Raw genomic sequence first — 16893 nt, 5'->3', positions numbered from 1 at the left:
TTTGATTGTTGTAAGAAACTGTAACCCATAAACCTTATCCTATCTACTTTAGTGATTGAACATTGGAAAGTTAAAATCACTTTCAATGAAATATAGAAAATCTTCACGGGGCACTGCTTTTTATCTTCCTTAATAAACGCTTGAGCAGCTCCTTTATTAGAGAAAGATGGATGCACTTGACGGAAGTTCTCAATCTACAAATTTGGTGTGGGTTATCTCGTTTAATGTACTAGGTTTTTTACTCTACTTTTTGAGAATCAACGCATAAAAACCAATACTGGATATCCTCACTCCTGCATCAAAGAAGTTATCTAAAAGCCCGCATCCGAGCTGATACTAGGATGAACAAACGACTTATTTCAAAGCGATGTGAAATGATAAGTTTGAGCAATGTGATAAGCGAAGAATGCCGCAGATTAACGTTTACTGAGAGCATGGTGTTCATCGAAGCGGTGCATTTCGAATTTTATAAACGCCAACTTGATCGCAGCCACTGTTATTTTTCCGTCATAGAAGCGTAGCGAGCGCAAAGAATTCATGCGTTGAGATTGGAAAGTACGCAAATCTGTTCTTATGCTGAATAATAACCTCAAGTTATTATCGACGTGGAATATGGCCAAAGATCTCTTCTCAAACCTCGACCTGAATTTGCTCCGAACATTCATCATTTTGCACCAAGAGCGCAATATGCGCCGAGCGGCAGAGCGCTTGTTTGTTTCTCAACCCGCCGTGAGTAAGGCATTGCAGCGGCTGCGTGATCATTTTGAAGATGAGCTGTTTGTGAAAACCCATCACGGGTTGCGAGCGACGGAGTATGCGAACGATTTAGCAGAAAATCTCGCGCCGTTACTGGATGAAATCTCTATCACGCTCAACGGTTCCAAAGCATTTAACCCGTTAGAAATGAACGGAACCATCAAGATTGCGTTAGCGCCTTTTATCTTGAGCTCTTACGCCAGTGAAATCTGTCAGGCGATTCGACAAGCAGCGCCAAACGTTCAGATCCACTTGTTGAATTGGTCTCGCTCCACCATGGATGAGATCATCAAAGACGATGTCACGCTTGGTGTGAACTATGAAATCAACCACGCTCCAAAAGAGCTACTGACGAAAATGATCGTCAAAGACACCTTCTGTGCGTACGTGCGAAAAGATCATCCGTTTCCCGGTGACCGACTACAAATCTCGGATTGCAGGGATTTAGAGTTTGCGACCGTGATTGCAGCCGATTGGAACTCGAGCGTATCGTTTTCTGAGAAGATAATGAAAATCAAAGGCGTGGAGCCAAAAATCGCGTTTCGATCTGAATTGCCGTCGGCCATCATCGACGTGGTGGCAAACTCGGACATGGTGTTTCCCGCTTCAAAAACGGTGAACGTCGATAAGATCTCTCAATTAAGAAGATTGGATATCGAGTTCGACGGTATCGTGATTGAGCCTTGCTTGCACGCTTACTATCACCATAAAAATCGCCGTAATGAAATGGTTCATTGGCTGCGCAGCATCATCACTGATGTCATAACCAAACACCTAGAGCGCTCACAACAGCGATAATAACCCTTGGTTATCACGCTCTCTACTCTTGTTTATTAATAACCCGCCGTTAAGTGCGGGTTTCTTTTTAGCGATTAGAGTAATAAAACACTGCTCAATATACTTCTCTTCATCGGGCAGGGAGTCCACTTTTCTTGCAAGAGGCATCCCTGAGTTTCGACAAATTAAGAGAGTAAATCATGAAAGTTAAATTACTGAGTGCAATCATCGCGGCGACATTTCTAGCTGGCTGTTCTTCATCAGGTTCAGATTCCTCAAATGAGCCAGTAGGTGTTGCTTCTGTTCAAACCTTTAATGGCGAGCATTTTGATGGCATGGCTATCCAAGGTGATAACGGCGAAGTTACGACAGTTGCGATCCGTGGCGAAGAGGGAAACACCGTATTTAACGTCGGTGGTGAGCTTTACTACACTGACGGTGAGGTTGTTAAAGATTCATCAGGCGAAGTAGTGGGTCACATTGAAGTCCGTAATAACGAACTTATCTTTGTTAGTGATGATGGCTTCGTACATTTAAGCGTTGAAGATGGTCGCCTTATCGTAGAAGAAGCGAAACTAAACCCTGTTCATCCAATTGAACCAACACCAGAACATCCTATCGCTGGTTCACCTTCTAACCCGATGGAGCCGATTCCAGAGCATCCAATCGCGGACGGTCCAGTGAATCCAATTGAGATCACGCCTGAAAACCCTATTGAGGCGACGCCTGAGCCTGCAATGGAGGCATCGGCGAAGAGCTTAACGCCGGAACAGCGCGCAGAATTGAAACAAAAGGTTCAATCCCTATCACAAGAGCAACGTCAGGAAATAAAAAGAGCGATTCGCGACCGCGTTGAGCGCTCGTAAACCAAATCGCATAAGGGTAAGTAGCAAGGAGCCGCTTGATTTAAGTGGCTCCTTTTTTCTTTTCGAGTCTTTCTGATAGGTATCCAAATGAATAAATCTCTGACGCTGCTTTGCGCGCTCTTTGCCGTGCCGTGTTTTTCTGCTGACCACAAAATGCCAGAGTTTGGTTTAGATGTGTCCAATACAGATGATGAATGGATTGTGACTGCCTCAGGGTATTTACAAGCTACAGAAGAGTGGAACATTTCTGCTGAGGTCGATTCTACGGGGTATTTAGAATTGGGGACAGGATATGGCGTTATGCTTGGGCAATTCTACACAGAAGCATTTGTGAGCTATGGACGTGCAGATCTGTTCGACGTCTATGATGCGGGCGTGTTTACCGGAACCGCGTTAGGGGATGATTGGATGGTTTTCGCCAATAGTTCTCATGAGTGGAGAACCAGCTCAATTGGTAAGTCATTCCCATCATTGGAAAAAACAGAAAGAGAGTGGAAAAACACCGTTGGTGCAAGCTATACACCGATTGATTTTATCCGGCTTGGTTATTCTTATAACTACGATAAAAAACTTACTGAGGGCGGTCATCGAACCAATCACGAAGTGCGTATTACTTTAAAACCGAAATGGGTAGAGCCTTATGTGAAGTACACATTTGGTGAGCATCGAGTTTCACCGGGGTCGACCAAGATAAGTGAAGAGAACAGCGTAGAACTAGGTATTAATTTTAACTTTTAACTAAGGTGGGAGTATGAACTTTCAATCCATTATTCTTGAGTATGCAGTGGCAATTATGGGCTTACTTTTGACAGGAATAACCCTCTAAGCAGGATGCTCAGAGGGCGACAAAATTAACGGTTGATGTTGTAGCGAGCCATTGCCGCTTCTTCTGTTGTCACGACTGTTTTACCAATCGGAGCCAGAGAGATAACCGCCAGTTTCAGGTGTTGAAGTGCGAACGGAATACCAATGATGGTTACGAAGCATGCTACGGCAGAAAGTATATGACCGATTGCCAACCAAATACCTGCAAATACAAACCAAATCACGTTACCAATCACGCCAAGCGGGCTAGTACCGATGTCCATTTCATTGGTCAGTTCATCTCGTGAAACCGCTTCTTTGCCGAATGGGAAGAACGAGAAGTTACCCATCACAAAACAAGCGCGTCCCCATGGAATGCCGATGATACTGATGAAGGCCAGTAGTCCGAAGAACCACCATAGCAAACCCATGAATACGCCACCGAATACAAACCAGATGATGTTGCCGAGTGTTCTCATTTAAAACCCTTTTTGATTTATAGCGTTGTGTTAAGTATGTCACACGAATCTTAACAGAGGATGAATGGACGCACTTTATCTTAAATAAGCAATCATTGATGAGAATGCCTATTCGATTGAGGGAAAACAAAAAGCGTGTTGCGGGGAGAAAAGAGAAAAGGCTCCCAACGAAAACGTTAAGAGCCTTCTTTGATTACGCGGTTGCCAAGTTCAAACGTGGTACCGGTTTGTCATTGATCGGCAGGTGAATAAGAGCCGCGATAAATGCCAATACGACTGTTGACCACCAGATTGGATCGTAAGAGCCGTAGTAATCGTAAATGCGGCCACCAACCCAAGCTCCCAAGAAGCTGCCTACTTGGTGAGTGAAGAACACCAAACCGTACAATGTAGAAAGGTAACGAGCACCAAAAATCTGGCGGACCAAGCCGGAAGTCAGTGGCACCGTGCCTAACCAACAGAAGCCGATAGCACCGCCAAAAATGGCAGCGGTGTGTTCGGTGACAGGTAAAGTCACAAAAGCACCGATCACCACCGTGCGCATTAAGTACAGTGCAGACATAACGTGACGCTTGTTAAAGCGATCAGCCATCACGCCCCAAAAGTAAGAGCCAAAGATGTTGAAGATGCCAACATACGCCAGTGCCATTGCTGCTGTTGAAGCCGGTAAATCTTTATCCGCCAAATAACTTGGTAAATGAGTGGCGATAAACATGACATGGAAGCCACACACGAAGAAGCCAGCGTGGATCAACCAGTAACCTTTGTGTGCGAAAGCTTCTTTTAACGCTTCTTTCAAAGTTTGTGTATCTTCTTGAGCACTTGCGGCGTTGTTGGTTTGTGGTTTTGCCGTTCTCATGAACAACGCAAACATCACCATAAAGCTACACAATACGGCAAACACCTGAAGTGCACCTTGCCAACCAAAGTCACTTAAAAGCGCTTGTGCGCCGGGGATCATCGCAAACATGCCGAATGAGCCCGCAGCAGTTGTCAAACCAAATGCTTTTGCAGCGTGTTGGGCAGGAACCACTTTCGCCACTGCGCCTAGCACGATCACGTAACTGGTCGCGCTTAAGCCGAAACCAACCAGCACACCCAGCGACAAATACATCATGGTTGGTTCAACCGCGATAGAAGTCAGGTAAAGACCCAAAGCGTAAGAAATGGCACCTAAAATGATTATACGCTTTGCCCCCCAACGGTCTGACGCCATACCAACAAATGGTTGGAACACTCCAAACAACAGGTTTTGCAAGGCAATAGCAAAGCTAAAGAACTCACGGCCCGTTTGGAAGTGGTCTGAAATTGGCATCATGAAAATGCCGAACGATTGTCTGATCCCTAGACAGATAATCAAAATCCCTATTCCAAGCCAAACAAGAATTGGAAATCGGAAAATACTCATAATTTGCTCTTATTAATGATGATGGTGGTGATGAGAGTGATCCTGGTGTTCGCCGTCGCCAGTGGTTTGATGGCAACCGCTGTTGATGGCTTGTTCTGCCAATATTTCCAATAACTTAGGTGAGTTATGGACGATGATTAACGACAGGCCCAACATGACGGACATTCTCAGCACCTGAGCGAAAATGGTTTGAGAAAAAAGCATGCATTGTGCGCTCAAGTAGAAAAAAGAGCGCGAAGTGTAGAGATAAGTCTGTGATGACACAAATGATAAAATGTGAAGTAAGGTATGCGTTTTATGCATACCTTATTGAGTGTCCAAAATACCAACAAATGGTTTAAAAAACAGAGTCTAAAACAGACAGCACTCGACAGTTGCCCAATGGATCCAATATCACCATGATGGCTCTGGTTTCGGTAGAAATACTGCACGTGTCTATCACCGTTATAGTGCCTGTTTCTCTGATTTCAATCGGAACATTTGCGGTATTCGCACCTACGATGATCTGGCTCGACAAGGTTCTTTTGCTCAGATTAAAGATCCGTTGGGACCCATCCACCCAAACATCACTGTTGATACCGCCTTGGAGTTGGCTAGCATCCATAACGAATACAGAGACTTGGGTATTGGTTGTACTGCTCGTGTCGGGCTTGTCTTGGAAGACGAGGTCATAAAAACCTGTGTTAGCGTCACCAAAAGCAAAGATCACTTGAGGATTAGAGACAGCAATTGAACGTGTCTCACTGACTAAGGTTTGCTGGCTATTGGTTTCAATCAAATCAAACGTGATATCAAAAGTACTGGCGTTTTCTTGAATCAACAGCAAGCCTGTTTCTGTCGCACCATAAAGTGGCAGATTGGAATAAATATCTTCTTGCAGGCTGCCATAATTGGCTTGAACACTGATATCTGAAACACCGCTCGGGTTTTGGTTGACGAAGTTAACGGTCTGAAAGTTGAGAGCTCTTACCGCAATCTCTGGATCTGAGGAATCGCTCCCTCCACAGCCGGAGAGTGCGCTCGATAAGGTTATAATTGATAAAACTGACATCCACTTCATTGTGCTGTCCCTATAGAGTTAATGAGAGTCAGTGCCAACCAACAGGACCCGACGCGTGGCGCATCGGGTCATTCTAATTAAGACAGTATAGTGGATGCTCGCAGGCTTACAGTTTTTGTTCTGCCGTTACAAGTGGAACGCGAGTTGATACAGCGTGCAGCGCGATGTTGTGAATCATTTCATCGACCGTTGTACAACAGTCCATAAGAATCGATACCTCGTATTTTTCTGCCGCTTTAGAAATCGCAGTATGAGTGACACAGTTTTGCGTCATCATACCAGTTACTAATAGCTCTGTTACCCCGTGTTTTTGCAGTACTTCTTCAAGGTTTGTTTGTTCAAAGCCGTCCGCAAAGTGTTTGATAACCACATCGGCATTTGGCGCTAGCGCTAAAATCTCAGGATGAATGTCTGCGCCTTCAGAACCTTCATTAAAGAAAGGCGCAATGCCCATTGCTGGGTCGGCGATGTGCTGAATGTGAATGACAGGAATATTTTTCTCATTCGCTTTAGCAATGGCGCTCTTGATGTTGTTTAGTGTTGCTTCTGTATTCCATAGAGGGAATTTACCGTTAGGGAAGTAGTCGTTTTGTAGATCGATAACAAGAAGTGCTGCTTGGCTCATGGTGTTTTCCTTTTGTTTTCAGTGAATGTGTTGCTTTGGTATGGGAGCTATTATGCGTACTTTCTTTTATCTTGCTCAGTGTCTAAAATGACAAAAAATAGGTCAAAAACGACAATTGGAATGAACAAGATAAACATTGCTATTGTGAACTATCCGGGGGCTTCAAAAGCGTCAGTCTATGGCTTGCAGGAGCTGTTTGAGATGGCAAACCGCGCTTCGATTGAGCTGGATGTTGAATGCCGCTTTCATGCAGACATCATTGATTGCAAAGAAGGCGTTATTCGAGCCGATGAGTTCACGGTCGTCATACTGCCGCCAAGCGGTGCGGAGCAATATTACCTTTCGCCAAGTGAGGCGTTAACGTCTTGGTTGTTTGAGCAGCACAAAGCCGGTGCGGTTGTGGCCTCTGCATGTGCAGGGGCGTTTGTTCTCGCTCACGCTGATTTGTTGAATAACAAAGCTTGCACAACACACTGGGGGCTGGCAGGGTTATTCCGAGATAGGTTTCCTAACGTGACGCTTAAGCCCGAGTCCATCCTTATCAACGAGGGCAGTATCATTACCGCTGGTGGCATGATGTCTTGGCTTGATTTGGGGTTGGAGCTGGTTTCTCAGCTAAGTACACCTGCAGTGATGCGTTTGTTGGGAAAGATGCTGGTGGTCGATACTGGTGCCAGAGAGCAACGTTTTTATCAGCAATTCACACCTAACTTTCAACATGGTGATAGTGCCGTTCTTAGTGCTCAGCACTACATGGCTGATCATTTCTCACATGTGATTTCAAACCAATCTCTATCGGAGATCAGTTGTTTAACTGAGCGCACGCTTCAGAGACGTTTCCAAAAAGCGACAGGTTTGAACTTGAATCAGTATCTACAGCATCTTCGTGTGCAAAAGGCGTGTGATTTATTAGAGTCGAGTAACTTAGCTTTTGAAGTCATCGCTTATCAAGTTGGGTATCAAGACGCGAGCGCGTTTCGCAAAGTGTTCATTAAAACCATGGGATTGGCTCCCAAAGCGTTCCGCGCTCGTTTTAGTGCTTAATTATCGACGCACTGACTGTTCAATGTGCTGACAAATCGCTTCGGCAAGTTGGTGGCTAGCGATATTGCGCGCTACTATTTCAGAAGCGATTTTGCCTGACTGGATGACTTCAAACCAATCCAACAGCATAGAGTGGAAGCCTTTACTGGTCAGCATTGGCGTCCAGTCTCTTAAGCTCAACTTCTGCTCCTGATTGTCTTGCCACAGTTTCCCTTCAACAAACGAATCAAATTCCATTGCTTTGTTCGAATAGCAGGCTTGGACACGCTCTGTGGTGATCCCAAAATGGCGATTCATGGATGCGTGAAGCAGTGTCTCACTATGCTGCCATTGGATATCTAAACGAGCCAGTTGGTCACCATCCATTTGATGTGTAATGTAAGCGTCTTTCAGATCTGCTCTGGCCGTGATGTTCACGCTATCAAGAGGGTGGATAAAATCATCAAAAATGAAGGTACGGATATCCCCCGGTAATTGATGACGGTTTTTCTCCCAACGCAGAGATTTCAAGCCTGAAAGTTCGCCTTTCTGGATGTTCGGCATATGTTGATTGTAGAGCGGAATATGACGGCGATTGAAGCCAACATACAGAGGCTGTTTCACGCGTTCAGCCAGTTCATATAGCTTTTCTACTTCAGCAGCGCTGTCTGCCAAAGGCTTATCAACGAATGTCGGGATGCCTTGTTCTAAAAAGAAAGACGCGATTTGAGGGTGAACGCTAGTAGCGGCGTGAATCATGACCGCATCTACGCCCATGCCAACCAGTTGTTGATAGTCTTGGCAGGTTTCTGCGATTCGATACTGTTGAGCGAGCGCGTTGAGTGCGTTCGCATTGCGGGTACAAAATACCAACTCAACATTTGGAAGCTGAGTGATAACAGGAAGGTAAGCTTTTTGAGCAATGTCGCCCAAGCCGATGATGCCAATTTTCATTTGGTTCTACTTTGTTCGTTGACGGGATAAACATTATAACGAGAACCTGTTGGATTTCTGAGAGCGAAATGTCATAAAAAAGCCTGACCCGAGTAAATGGGACAGGCTTTTACTTATTTGTCTTTAACTAAGATGTTCGACAAGTCTTAAAGATATCTAAAGCGCCGTCGTAGGCATTGGTTTCCACATCCATAATGCCCAACAATGAGTGGAAGACATTATCGTGTGAGTGCGTTGCGGTTTGCTGCGCTTCTTGTGCCAAGCAATCGGTGTTGACGTGTTTGGCTTGTTTAAAGCCTGGTGACATCCAAAGCATCATAGGAACACGCTTTTGGAAATCCGGTGCTAAACCATAAGGCATGCCATGTAAGAACAACCCGTTTTCGCCCAGAGACTCGCCGTGGTCAGAGACGTAGATCATCGCCGTGTTGTATTTATCTTCCAACGTTTTCAGTTTTGCAATGGTCTGATCCAAGACGAAGTCTGTGTAGCGGATCGTGTTGTCGTAAGAGTTAACAATTTGCTCCACACTACAGTTTTCAATATCTGCGCGAGGGCAGTCTGGTTGGAAAAACGCTTTGTCTTTCGGGTAGCGCTGGAAGTATGTCGGACCATGGCTGCCAATCAGGTGAAGCGCAACAACTCGGTTACCTTTCATGCTCGCGATTTGGTCGTCCAAATTGTCTAGCAGCGCCATATCGTAGCAGGTGTTACCGTTACAAAGCGTGTTTTGTTTGCCGCGTGCGACATCCATCTTGTTGATCTTATGGGCAACGCCCTTGTCGCCACCGTCGTTGTCTTTCCACATCAAATCAATGCCAGCGCGCTGCATGATGTCCAATACGTTATCTTGGTTGTCTGCTTTACTGCGATCGAAGTCGTGGCGTGGTAATTGAGAGAACATACAAGGCACAGAGACAGCCGTTGCGGTACCACAGGAAGAAACGTCTTGGAACGAGATGACATCTAACTTACTGGTGTATGGATTAGTCTCTCGTTCATAGCCATTAATTTGATAATTCTGAGTTCGTGCTGTTTCACCTAATACAAAGACAAGTAGCGTCGGCTTCTCTTTTGCTTGCTCTAGTGCAAGTTGGGATTGTTTCGCATCCGTACCAATCTCACGGTAGGGTTCTGGCGTGGTTAAGTAGTTTTCTTTTACATAGCTAGAGATCGCGTACACGTATTGAGTCGGAATTATGACTTTCTTTAGGTAACTGTTGTTGCGACCAACTGACGCATAGTCTTGGTAATACATGCCTGCAATCACAGCGATAACAGCCAATGAAGCCAGCATTGAGACGATTTTGGTCAACGTGAAGCGAAGCCATTTGCCTTCAAGAGGCTTGAACTTAATCTTGAAGACGATCAGGGCAGGGAGAACTCCCATCAATAGTGTCCAGATAAGTGAGTAGGCACTCAAGTATGAGCTGGCTTCACTGGTATCTGTCTCAACGATGTTGGTGATCATGTCCGTATCGAACAAGGTGCCGTAGTTGTAGCTTGCGTAACTCACCATGCCCGATGTGATCAGTAATAAGATGAAGAAGGGCTTGCTGATCCAAGGCCAACTGAACAGGTTAAATAGGAAATTCAACGCCGCAAAAAAGAAGATTGGAATCGTAATGATGAAACCGATCTTAACCTGGTCGAGATCCGCAAATATATGAACCAACTCTTTGTAGATGGGGATATTGACTACAAGAGCGAAATACAAGGCTAATAAAAGCGTAAAGGTAATGTAGGAGATACCTTTCGTTGGGAGTTCAATTGTCTTCATAATTGACGTGCTTCGATGTGACTAAAGTAAAATCGACGCCCAAACAAATAGGGCGAGAAAAAGTGCAACAAATACTGCTGCGGAGCCAATGTCTTTGGCCCTTCCACTGAGTTCATGCCAGTCATCGCTGACACGATCGACAACCGCTTCGATGGCGGAATTAATCAATTCAACAATCACGACCAACAGAAGGCTGCTGATCATCATGATGCGTTCTAAGGTGGTGACAGGAAGCAAGAATGCGCAAACAGAAAGGACAAGTGTAAGTACCAGTTCTTGTCTGAAAGCGGCTTCGTGAGTCCACGCTGCTTTCAATCCTTGAAGTGAATAGCCGGTTGCGTCCAATATCCGGCGAATGCCTGTTTTACCTGGTTTCAAAATGTGGCCTTTTAACTGCTAAGCCCTAAAAAAGAGGGGCGCTTTGAGGGATAAAGCCTCCCCTGATGACAGAAGTGCATCGAATTGGAAAACATGAAACTAATAGGTCGAGCGTGAAACATTTGTGAAATTAACGTCGCTCAACGCAAAATTTTGTGTAATTGATGCGAATTTATACGTTATGAATCAAGGTCGTATACGGTATAGCCTTTGTTCGCTAGGCATTTACGCAGAACTAAGGATTGAGTTTTGGTTGAATCGTTAGCACCACCAACAGCCCCAGCACCTGCACCAACAGCAGTGCCTGCCACCGCGCCCACAGCAGCGCCGCCAATGCCATTTTCTAATGCACCTGCAACGGCACCGACCAACGCACCTGTAACGGCACCATTTTGTGCTTCAGTTTTAGCGGCTTCGCCTTTATCCACTTTTTCTGCGTAACCTTGGCAATACGTGAAGTCTTGCTCGTATTGGGCTTGGTCAACATTGGTCATATCGACAACTGGTTCTTGGTTGTAAGCACAAGCAGCAAGTGTGGAAGAAAGGGTGACGAGAAGAAGAGGTTTATACATTGCGTTGATCCATTATTGCTGTGAATTTATGGATTAAATGTACACTGTTTTATTGTGATGCTCTGTCGGCCAATTGTATTGAAGTGTCGCCTTTTGTAATGGCGTTTAAGGGAGTATTGATAAGTTTATGAATTTACTTGGGAAAGCAGATTGTAAAACACGCACCGCCGTACGGGCTGTGTGAGACATAGACTTCGCCATTCTGCAATTCAACGATCTGTTTGACGATCGCAAGCCCTAAACCGAACCCGCTGGTGCTCTTGTTACGTGATTTATCAGCACTGTAAAACGCATCAAACAGATGAGGCCAGTCTTTCTCTTCCACACCACAGCCATCGTCATGCACACGAATACAAGATTTCTCCGGTGTCTCCATAATCTCTAGCACGATTTGGGTTTGTGCGTAACGCATCGCATTGCGAAGTAGGTTATCTAAGGCGCGTTTTAGCAGTTTTGGGTCGGCGTCAATGATTGCCTGTTGTGAGCTCGTGTCGTTAATCAAGATAGAAAGTTGGGTGTCACGTTGCCACTTGGGTAAAAACGATTGGGCAAAGCTTGATAGGGCGACAGAGGAAGTTTGAATCTCGGCATTTGGTCGCTCCATTTTGGCGTAGTAGAGCAGCTCTTCCACCATATTTTCCATGTCGTCGATATCTTCTACGATGCTGTCGACGTATTTCTGTTGTTGTTCATTTAAAGCGGCGTCGGCCAGTAGATCGGCTTGCCATTGCAGACGAAAAATCGGGGTGCGAAGCTCATGCGCTACCGCGTTGGTGAGCATTTTATTGGTGGTGATGAGTCGAGACACCTTATCCGCCATATGGTTGAAGCTTCTATTCAACGTACCGACGGATTTGGCACTGGAGGTGTCCGCTCTGGCGTTGAAATCTCCAGAGGCAAAATCAACGGTAACCTTCTCTAAAGCGCGAACTCGTCGACTTAAGAACCAAATCAGCAAGACACAATACAGCGCAAAACCAGCAAGGAAAAACAGCCAAACGATGTTGTCGTCAAAATTGATGGCTTGAATGATAGGGCTGTTGGGGTTTTGGGTTAACTTGAAGATAGGGGAGCCGGGCTCAAAGCGAAACCACAAGTCTCGCTCATCATCAAACGATGTATTAACGGATGGATCTTCATCGAATGCTTTCTGCACCTCTGGAGGAAGATTCGTCATTTCCTGAGCAATTAACAACATGTGACTCGATGTTGCGAATTTCTCTAATTGCTGAACGGTGTATTCCTCGCCTTTTTCTTGATACATCGGATAGATCAGCTCATGGAAAGCTTGAGCTTCATGCTCTTCTAGTAGGTAGTCGTAGTCCGTATTAAGCTGATAAACAATGACTTCATAGCCAACAAGACTGGCTACAAATAGGATGATCAGACCTAAAAAGCTTTCCAGATAAATACGTTTCATTACGCATTCCAAGCATCGGGCATAAACAAGTAACCTTTACCGCGCACAGTAATGATTTTCTGTGGTGGTGTAGTGCTGTCGCCGAGTTTTTTACGCAGTGTCACGACACGGTTATCAATGGTGCGGTCGGTGCCGTCGTATTCGATGCCACGTAATGTTTTGGTGAGCCACTCGCGAGAAAGGGTTTGTTCAGGATGGCTTGCGAGTACCCAAAGGAGATCAAATTCACCGTCGGTGAGAGGAATGGGTTCTTGGTTTAGAGCGCACGTTTTACGCAGACGGTTAAGGCAAAGGACGCCCACCTCTAAACATGTGTCTGAATCTGTTGCTGATGCTTCTTTACGGCGTAATAGCATTCGAATGCGAGCAAGCAGAACACGTGGCTTGATCGGCTTAGTCACAAAATCATCGGCACCAATTTCAAGCGCAGCAACATGGTCAAAGTCATCATCACTGGCAGTAAGCATCAGCACTTTTCCTTTGTAGCATTCGCGGATCTGGCGGCAAACGCTCAATCCATCTTGCCCCGGCAACATCAAATCTAAAAGAACGAGATCTGGCTGGCTTTCAAGAATCGCATCCGGAGCGTCCGTTCCATTGTCTATGCAGCTAACTTCGAAGCCTTGTCCTTCAAAGTATTCGCTTAGCATAGCCTGCAGCTTGGGATCGTCTTCCACGATGATAAGTGATTGCTTAGTGTCTTGTACGTTCATAGCAGTGATGCATCTTGTAGGAATTATCCCTGAAACTTAAACAAATTTGTCAGGGATTTCAATAAACGCATTTGCATTGATGAATGGTTACCCTAAAAGGCTTTTTACCTTGTTAGTATGGTGAATTCTACGTTTAAGGCTAAACACATTCTCAAAAACGTATCTAGCCTAGGAACAACTCTGAGGTTTTCGATCTTGCTGATATGGCTCGCTGATGTATCACAAAATGACGCTAAGTCTTCTTGGCTCATATTAATTCTATTTCTTTTACTTCTTAGTTCGTTGATCAGTTGGCAAGTTGAGCTTGATGGAAGATCACTTGAAGAGGGAAGCTCATTTACGTTATTAGACTGCATGGGATTGTGATCAGAAAGTATTTAATGCAATTAGTAAAAATGGTACTGAGATTTTCGTCCATTTATATGTAATTTATGACAAGCTATTGTGTGAATGAATGACATAAAACTAAAAATAATTAGCTCTCTTATCAAATAGTATAAGAAGAATTATGAAGTGGGGACTTTTAAATTATAAAGCGATGATGAATATTTACTTTTTCCATTGGTTTACATGAGATTTAGTAAATGCATTTTTTATTTAGAGAAAAATTTATACATAAGTATAGTGTCCCAGTTTTATTTTTGGCCTCTTTTTTACCACTGAAAAGTAATGCGTCAGTTGAAAAGATTGAAATACCGACTTTGCATCAAAGTGGAGTTGTTAACGTTGGACAAAGTATTACAGGAAGCGTTAATGGGAGCATGGGATTGAACCTTTACTCTGCAACGGGTGAGAGGAACAATTACTATTGGATTGACGCTACAAGTAAAGAACGATTGATGAATGGTATCTTGTATACTCCGAAGCAAGCTGATGCAGGGAGAAGCATATCTCTGTGTTTAGACTCATCGTGTTCTGCTTCCGTTTATGTGAACTTTCCTGATCGGTTAAGAACTGCTAATGATCTTGTTGATTATCGAGACTGGTGGTCTGTGAGTCAAACAGTTCAAGATAATGTTGTACTGAGTGCAGATAGCGATATCGGCATTACAGTGGATTTTTCATATATCGGACCTACAGGGGATGACGAAGAAGGCTCCAAAGTTGGTGTTGGCTTATGGTTGAGTCTGATACAAGATAAAGTTGATAAAAAAGTCATAGCAACTCAGGTAAGTGAGGGCACCAATACTCCGGATCTAAGTGGGAAAAAGGTAGACGTTCAAGCATATTACGAATTGAAGAGCCTTAATTTGGCTGAAGTAAATGTAGTAGAGATATGTGAGGAGGTTTACTTTGATGTAGGTAGTACAACTTGGAATGCGTGTACTACTAGGATTGTTGCGGAATCTGATTGTGATCCTTACTGCCGCCCACCTACTAAACAACAATTTGATGTTCTTTTCCCTTCGACATCGTTCAAACATGAAGAGGATGTTTGGAATGCAGATAAAACTGCGAAAAAAACTTACACAGCAGCCCCGTCTTTTGAGGGAGATGAGCATCTTCTAAATTCATATTGTAAAGCACTAGGTGGCAAGATAAGTGCGCTTTCTGCTGCCGATATGCAAACCCTCGTCAATGAAGATATGGATGAGATTGATGCGACTTGGCCTGGAGAAACAGGGTACTGGTCAAGCAATCACATCGAATCCGGTTTCGCTGTCACTGGTGGGTGGGGAGAAGTCACTATGTTAAGTGATGATCTTTCCGTTCAAAAAGCACCTCGCTCTTTCTATAAGGGATATTATATCTGTAAGAAAAATACGGATTAATATTTATTGTTAGCACTATTGCTTTATTTTTACAACAAATGCTAGCAATAGTTTGTTCTATTTAATAAGTGTTGGTTAGCGAGATATTTTACTTTTTACATTCTTGCTAACCAACTTAAATTTGTTTCATTGAACATAGGTGACTGAGCTTCTTAATTATAACTCATCGGAAGATTTAAAAGTCTCTTACTTAATGAAATAAGGTAACGAACAAACGGAAGGTATTATGAAAAAATTTTCATTTATTTTGTTTTATATATTAGTGGGAATAATACCCCAGAAAGCGCTATCCGGTACGTCAGCATCAGCGCTAGACAATTTAGGTAGTCTAGAAATAGTCTCCGAAAGCTTCTCTATAACGCGGCAAAGCATGGGTACATCTGGGCAGTATGTTCTTTTTTCCTATGTTGATGGTGCGTTGGCGACGAACTTTGATAAACAAGGGAACCCTCAAGACATTTACTGGCAAGCTGAGAATGGTGTCAAACTGAGTAGCAAAGTCTACTTAACCAGTAACACTATTGAAACAAATAAAGTACGATTTTGTATTGATAACAACTTGAAGGTTCAGTGTTCTGAGTATGTGAGCAGTCCTGTAAGCACTAGACAAATCATTGAGAATACAGGCGGTATTGAGATCGATTTTGTTGACAGTGATAACCTTATGGTGGGTGTACAACCAGAGTCCTACTCTCAGTCTATTGATGGGGCGGGAGTGTTTTCGTTCATCTACCAAGAGCACTTGGATCAAAATGAACGTGTACTAGACAATACGATTAGTTATTTTGTCGATGAACAAACATTGATAGGCAAAGCTGTTACTAACGAAACAAGCACTATTAAAGCTTGCGCTATGGGTGGTTTTTCAATTGGTAATCCGACTGTTGTAAGTGATTGTTCTCCTTCGTATCAAGTTGATGATGGGGTAGGTGAAACAGCCTTATGTCTTTACGAGCATGCTCATTACAATGGTCGCAGCTTGTGCTATTCCACTAAGGACATAAACAAACCTTTAAAGCTTCCAGCTGACTTTAACGACATCACGTCATCTTTCACTATTCGTAATGGGTATCGTGTGACTTTAGTTTCTGACTATGAATTTGGTCGAAAAACTAAATATAGGACTTATTACAAGGATGAAAAGTTCGTTAAGTATCTGAATGATAAGACATCAATGATACTGATCGAACCTGATGATAGTCTTGCCTGTTTTTACGAAAATGATGACTTTACAGGTAAGCGTTTATGCGTTGCACCAAAGAAAGCTGTGTACGACTTGAGTGATAATTACATCTACACATTTTCTGCGATGACAATATCACCACGATTGACTCGTGGTTACAAAATCAAACTGGGTAAAAAACGTGGTAAACACCATTATTATGGATGTTACCGATGGACTCGAATCTGGCACTCTTCTAGTCATTACAATGACAAAGCGGCTAGGATCTGGGTGAAGTAGTTGTAATTCGCCACACAATGTGAAAACACATTTCAGGACGGATC

The 16893-nt window shown here is 43.9% G+C and carries 18 protein-coding genes; 6 read left to right on the top strand and 12 right to left on the bottom strand.

Annotation, left to right across the window (positions count from 1 at the left end; all coding sequences use genetic code 11):
• Positions 1–612: 612 nt before the first annotated feature.
• From KIT90_RS15140 to KIT90_RS15130, 3 genes are all read left to right on the top strand, one after another.
• The gene (locus KIT90_RS15140) at positions 613–1554 is read left to right on the top strand and encodes a LysR family transcriptional regulator (RefSeq protein ID WP_033006722.1); all 942 of its coding nucleotides are present in this window, start codon (positions 613–615) and stop codon (positions 1552–1554) included.
• 179 nt (positions 1555–1733) lie between these two features.
• On the top strand, positions 1734–2399 hold the full coding sequence (locus KIT90_RS15135; RefSeq protein WP_285377333.1) for a zona pellucida protein alpha: 666 nt from the start codon (positions 1734–1736) through the stop codon (positions 2397–2399).
• A gap of 87 nt (positions 2400–2486) precedes the next feature.
• Complete coding sequence (locus KIT90_RS15130) at positions 2487–3137, top strand: hypothetical protein (RefSeq protein ID WP_020194085.1); 651 nt, start codon at positions 2487–2489, stop codon at positions 3135–3137.
• A gap of 113 nt (positions 3138–3250) precedes the next feature.
• On the opposite strand, the gene KIT90_RS15125 is transcribed toward KIT90_RS15130, so the two are convergent.
• From KIT90_RS15125 to KIT90_RS15105, 5 genes are all read right to left on the bottom strand, one after another.
• On the bottom strand, positions 3251–3682 hold the full coding sequence (locus KIT90_RS15125; RefSeq protein ID WP_009704819.1) for a YccF domain-containing protein: 432 nt from the start codon (positions 3680–3682) through the stop codon (positions 3251–3253).
• A gap of 193 nt (positions 3683–3875) precedes the next feature.
• Positions 3876–5090, bottom strand: a complete 1215-nt coding sequence (locus KIT90_RS15120; RefSeq protein WP_038867296.1) for an MFS transporter — start codon at positions 5088–5090, stop codon at positions 3876–3878.
• 12 nt (positions 5091–5102) lie between these two features.
• Complete coding sequence (locus KIT90_RS15115; protein ID WP_005535284.1) at positions 5103–5255, bottom strand: hypothetical protein; 153 nt, start codon at positions 5253–5255, stop codon at positions 5103–5105.
• 172 nt (positions 5256–5427) lie between these two features.
• Entirely contained in the window at positions 5428–6150 is a 723-nt protein-coding gene (locus KIT90_RS15110; RefSeq protein ID WP_285377332.1) for a hypothetical protein, read from the bottom strand.
• A 106-nt stretch (positions 6151–6256) separates the two neighbouring features.
• Complete coding sequence (locus KIT90_RS15105) at positions 6257–6775, bottom strand: cysteine hydrolase family protein (RefSeq protein ID WP_038893544.1); 519 nt, start codon at positions 6773–6775, stop codon at positions 6257–6259.
• A 120-nt stretch (positions 6776–6895) separates the two neighbouring features.
• Here KIT90_RS15105 and KIT90_RS15100 point away from each other — a divergent pair, with 120 nt between their 5' ends.
• Positions 6896–7819: a GlxA family transcriptional regulator gene (locus tag KIT90_RS15100; RefSeq protein WP_285377331.1), complete on the top strand. Its 924-nt coding sequence runs from the start codon at positions 6896–6898 to the stop codon at positions 7817–7819.
• Here the strand turns inward: KIT90_RS15100 and KIT90_RS15095 are convergent, their stop codons facing one another.
• The 7 genes from KIT90_RS15095 to KIT90_RS27935 all read right to left on the bottom strand — a co-directional run bounded on the left by KIT90_RS15095 (position 7820) and on the right by KIT90_RS27935 (position 13971).
• Entirely contained in the window at positions 7820–8752 is a 933-nt protein-coding gene (locus tag KIT90_RS15095) for a Gfo/Idh/MocA family protein (protein WP_285377330.1), read from the bottom strand.
• Between the two features lie 127 nt (positions 8753–8879).
• Positions 8880–10532 carry a phosphoethanolamine transferase gene (locus tag KIT90_RS15090; protein WP_285377329.1) on the bottom strand — a complete coding sequence of 551 codons (1653 nt, stop codon included), beginning with the start codon at positions 10530–10532 and terminating at the stop codon, positions 8880–8882.
• Positions 10533–10553: 21 nt separating this feature from the next.
• Complete coding sequence (locus KIT90_RS15085) at positions 10554–10910, bottom strand: diacylglycerol kinase (RefSeq protein WP_011999519.1); 357 nt, start codon at positions 10908–10910, stop codon at positions 10554–10556.
• Between the two features lie 179 nt (positions 10911–11089).
• The gene (locus tag KIT90_RS15080; protein WP_020194094.1) at positions 11090–11482 is read right to left on the bottom strand and encodes a glycine zipper family protein; all 393 of its coding nucleotides are present in this window, start codon (positions 11480–11482) and stop codon (positions 11090–11092) included.
• 133 nt (positions 11483–11615) lie between these two features.
• Positions 11616–12902, bottom strand: a complete 1287-nt coding sequence (locus tag KIT90_RS15075; protein WP_285377328.1) for an ATP-binding protein — start codon at positions 12900–12902, stop codon at positions 11616–11618.
• The gene (locus KIT90_RS15070; RefSeq protein WP_005442490.1) at positions 12902–13615 is read right to left on the bottom strand and encodes a response regulator transcription factor; all 714 of its coding nucleotides are present in this window, start codon (positions 13613–13615) and stop codon (positions 12902–12904) included. The genes KIT90_RS15075 and KIT90_RS15070 overlap by 1 nt, the downstream gene beginning before the upstream one ends.
• A gap of 104 nt (positions 13616–13719) precedes the next feature.
• On the bottom strand, positions 13720–13971 hold the full coding sequence (locus tag KIT90_RS27935; RefSeq protein ID WP_080773153.1) for a helix-turn-helix transcriptional regulator: 252 nt from the start codon (positions 13969–13971) through the stop codon (positions 13720–13722).
• 228 nt (positions 13972–14199) lie between these two features.
• Between KIT90_RS27935 and KIT90_RS15065 the strand changes: the two genes are divergently transcribed.
• Positions 14200–15387, top strand: coding sequence for a hypothetical protein (locus tag KIT90_RS15065; RefSeq protein ID WP_009704807.1), 1188 nt, complete (start codon positions 14200–14202; stop codon positions 15385–15387).
• Between the two features lie 226 nt (positions 15388–15613).
• The gene (locus tag KIT90_RS15060; RefSeq protein WP_285377327.1) at positions 15614–16849 is read left to right on the top strand and encodes a hypothetical protein; all 1236 of its coding nucleotides are present in this window, start codon (positions 15614–15616) and stop codon (positions 16847–16849) included.
• Positions 16850–16893 lie beyond the last annotated feature (44 nt).

The sequence above is a fragment of the Vibrio sp. B172a genome (assembly GCF_030248355.1).
Classification (GTDB): Bacteria; Pseudomonadota; Gammaproteobacteria; order Enterobacterales; family Vibrionaceae; genus Vibrio; species Vibrio owensii.
The sequence above is the reverse complement of the archived record's forward strand: the minus strand, read 5'-3'. Positions and strand labels throughout refer to the sequence as shown.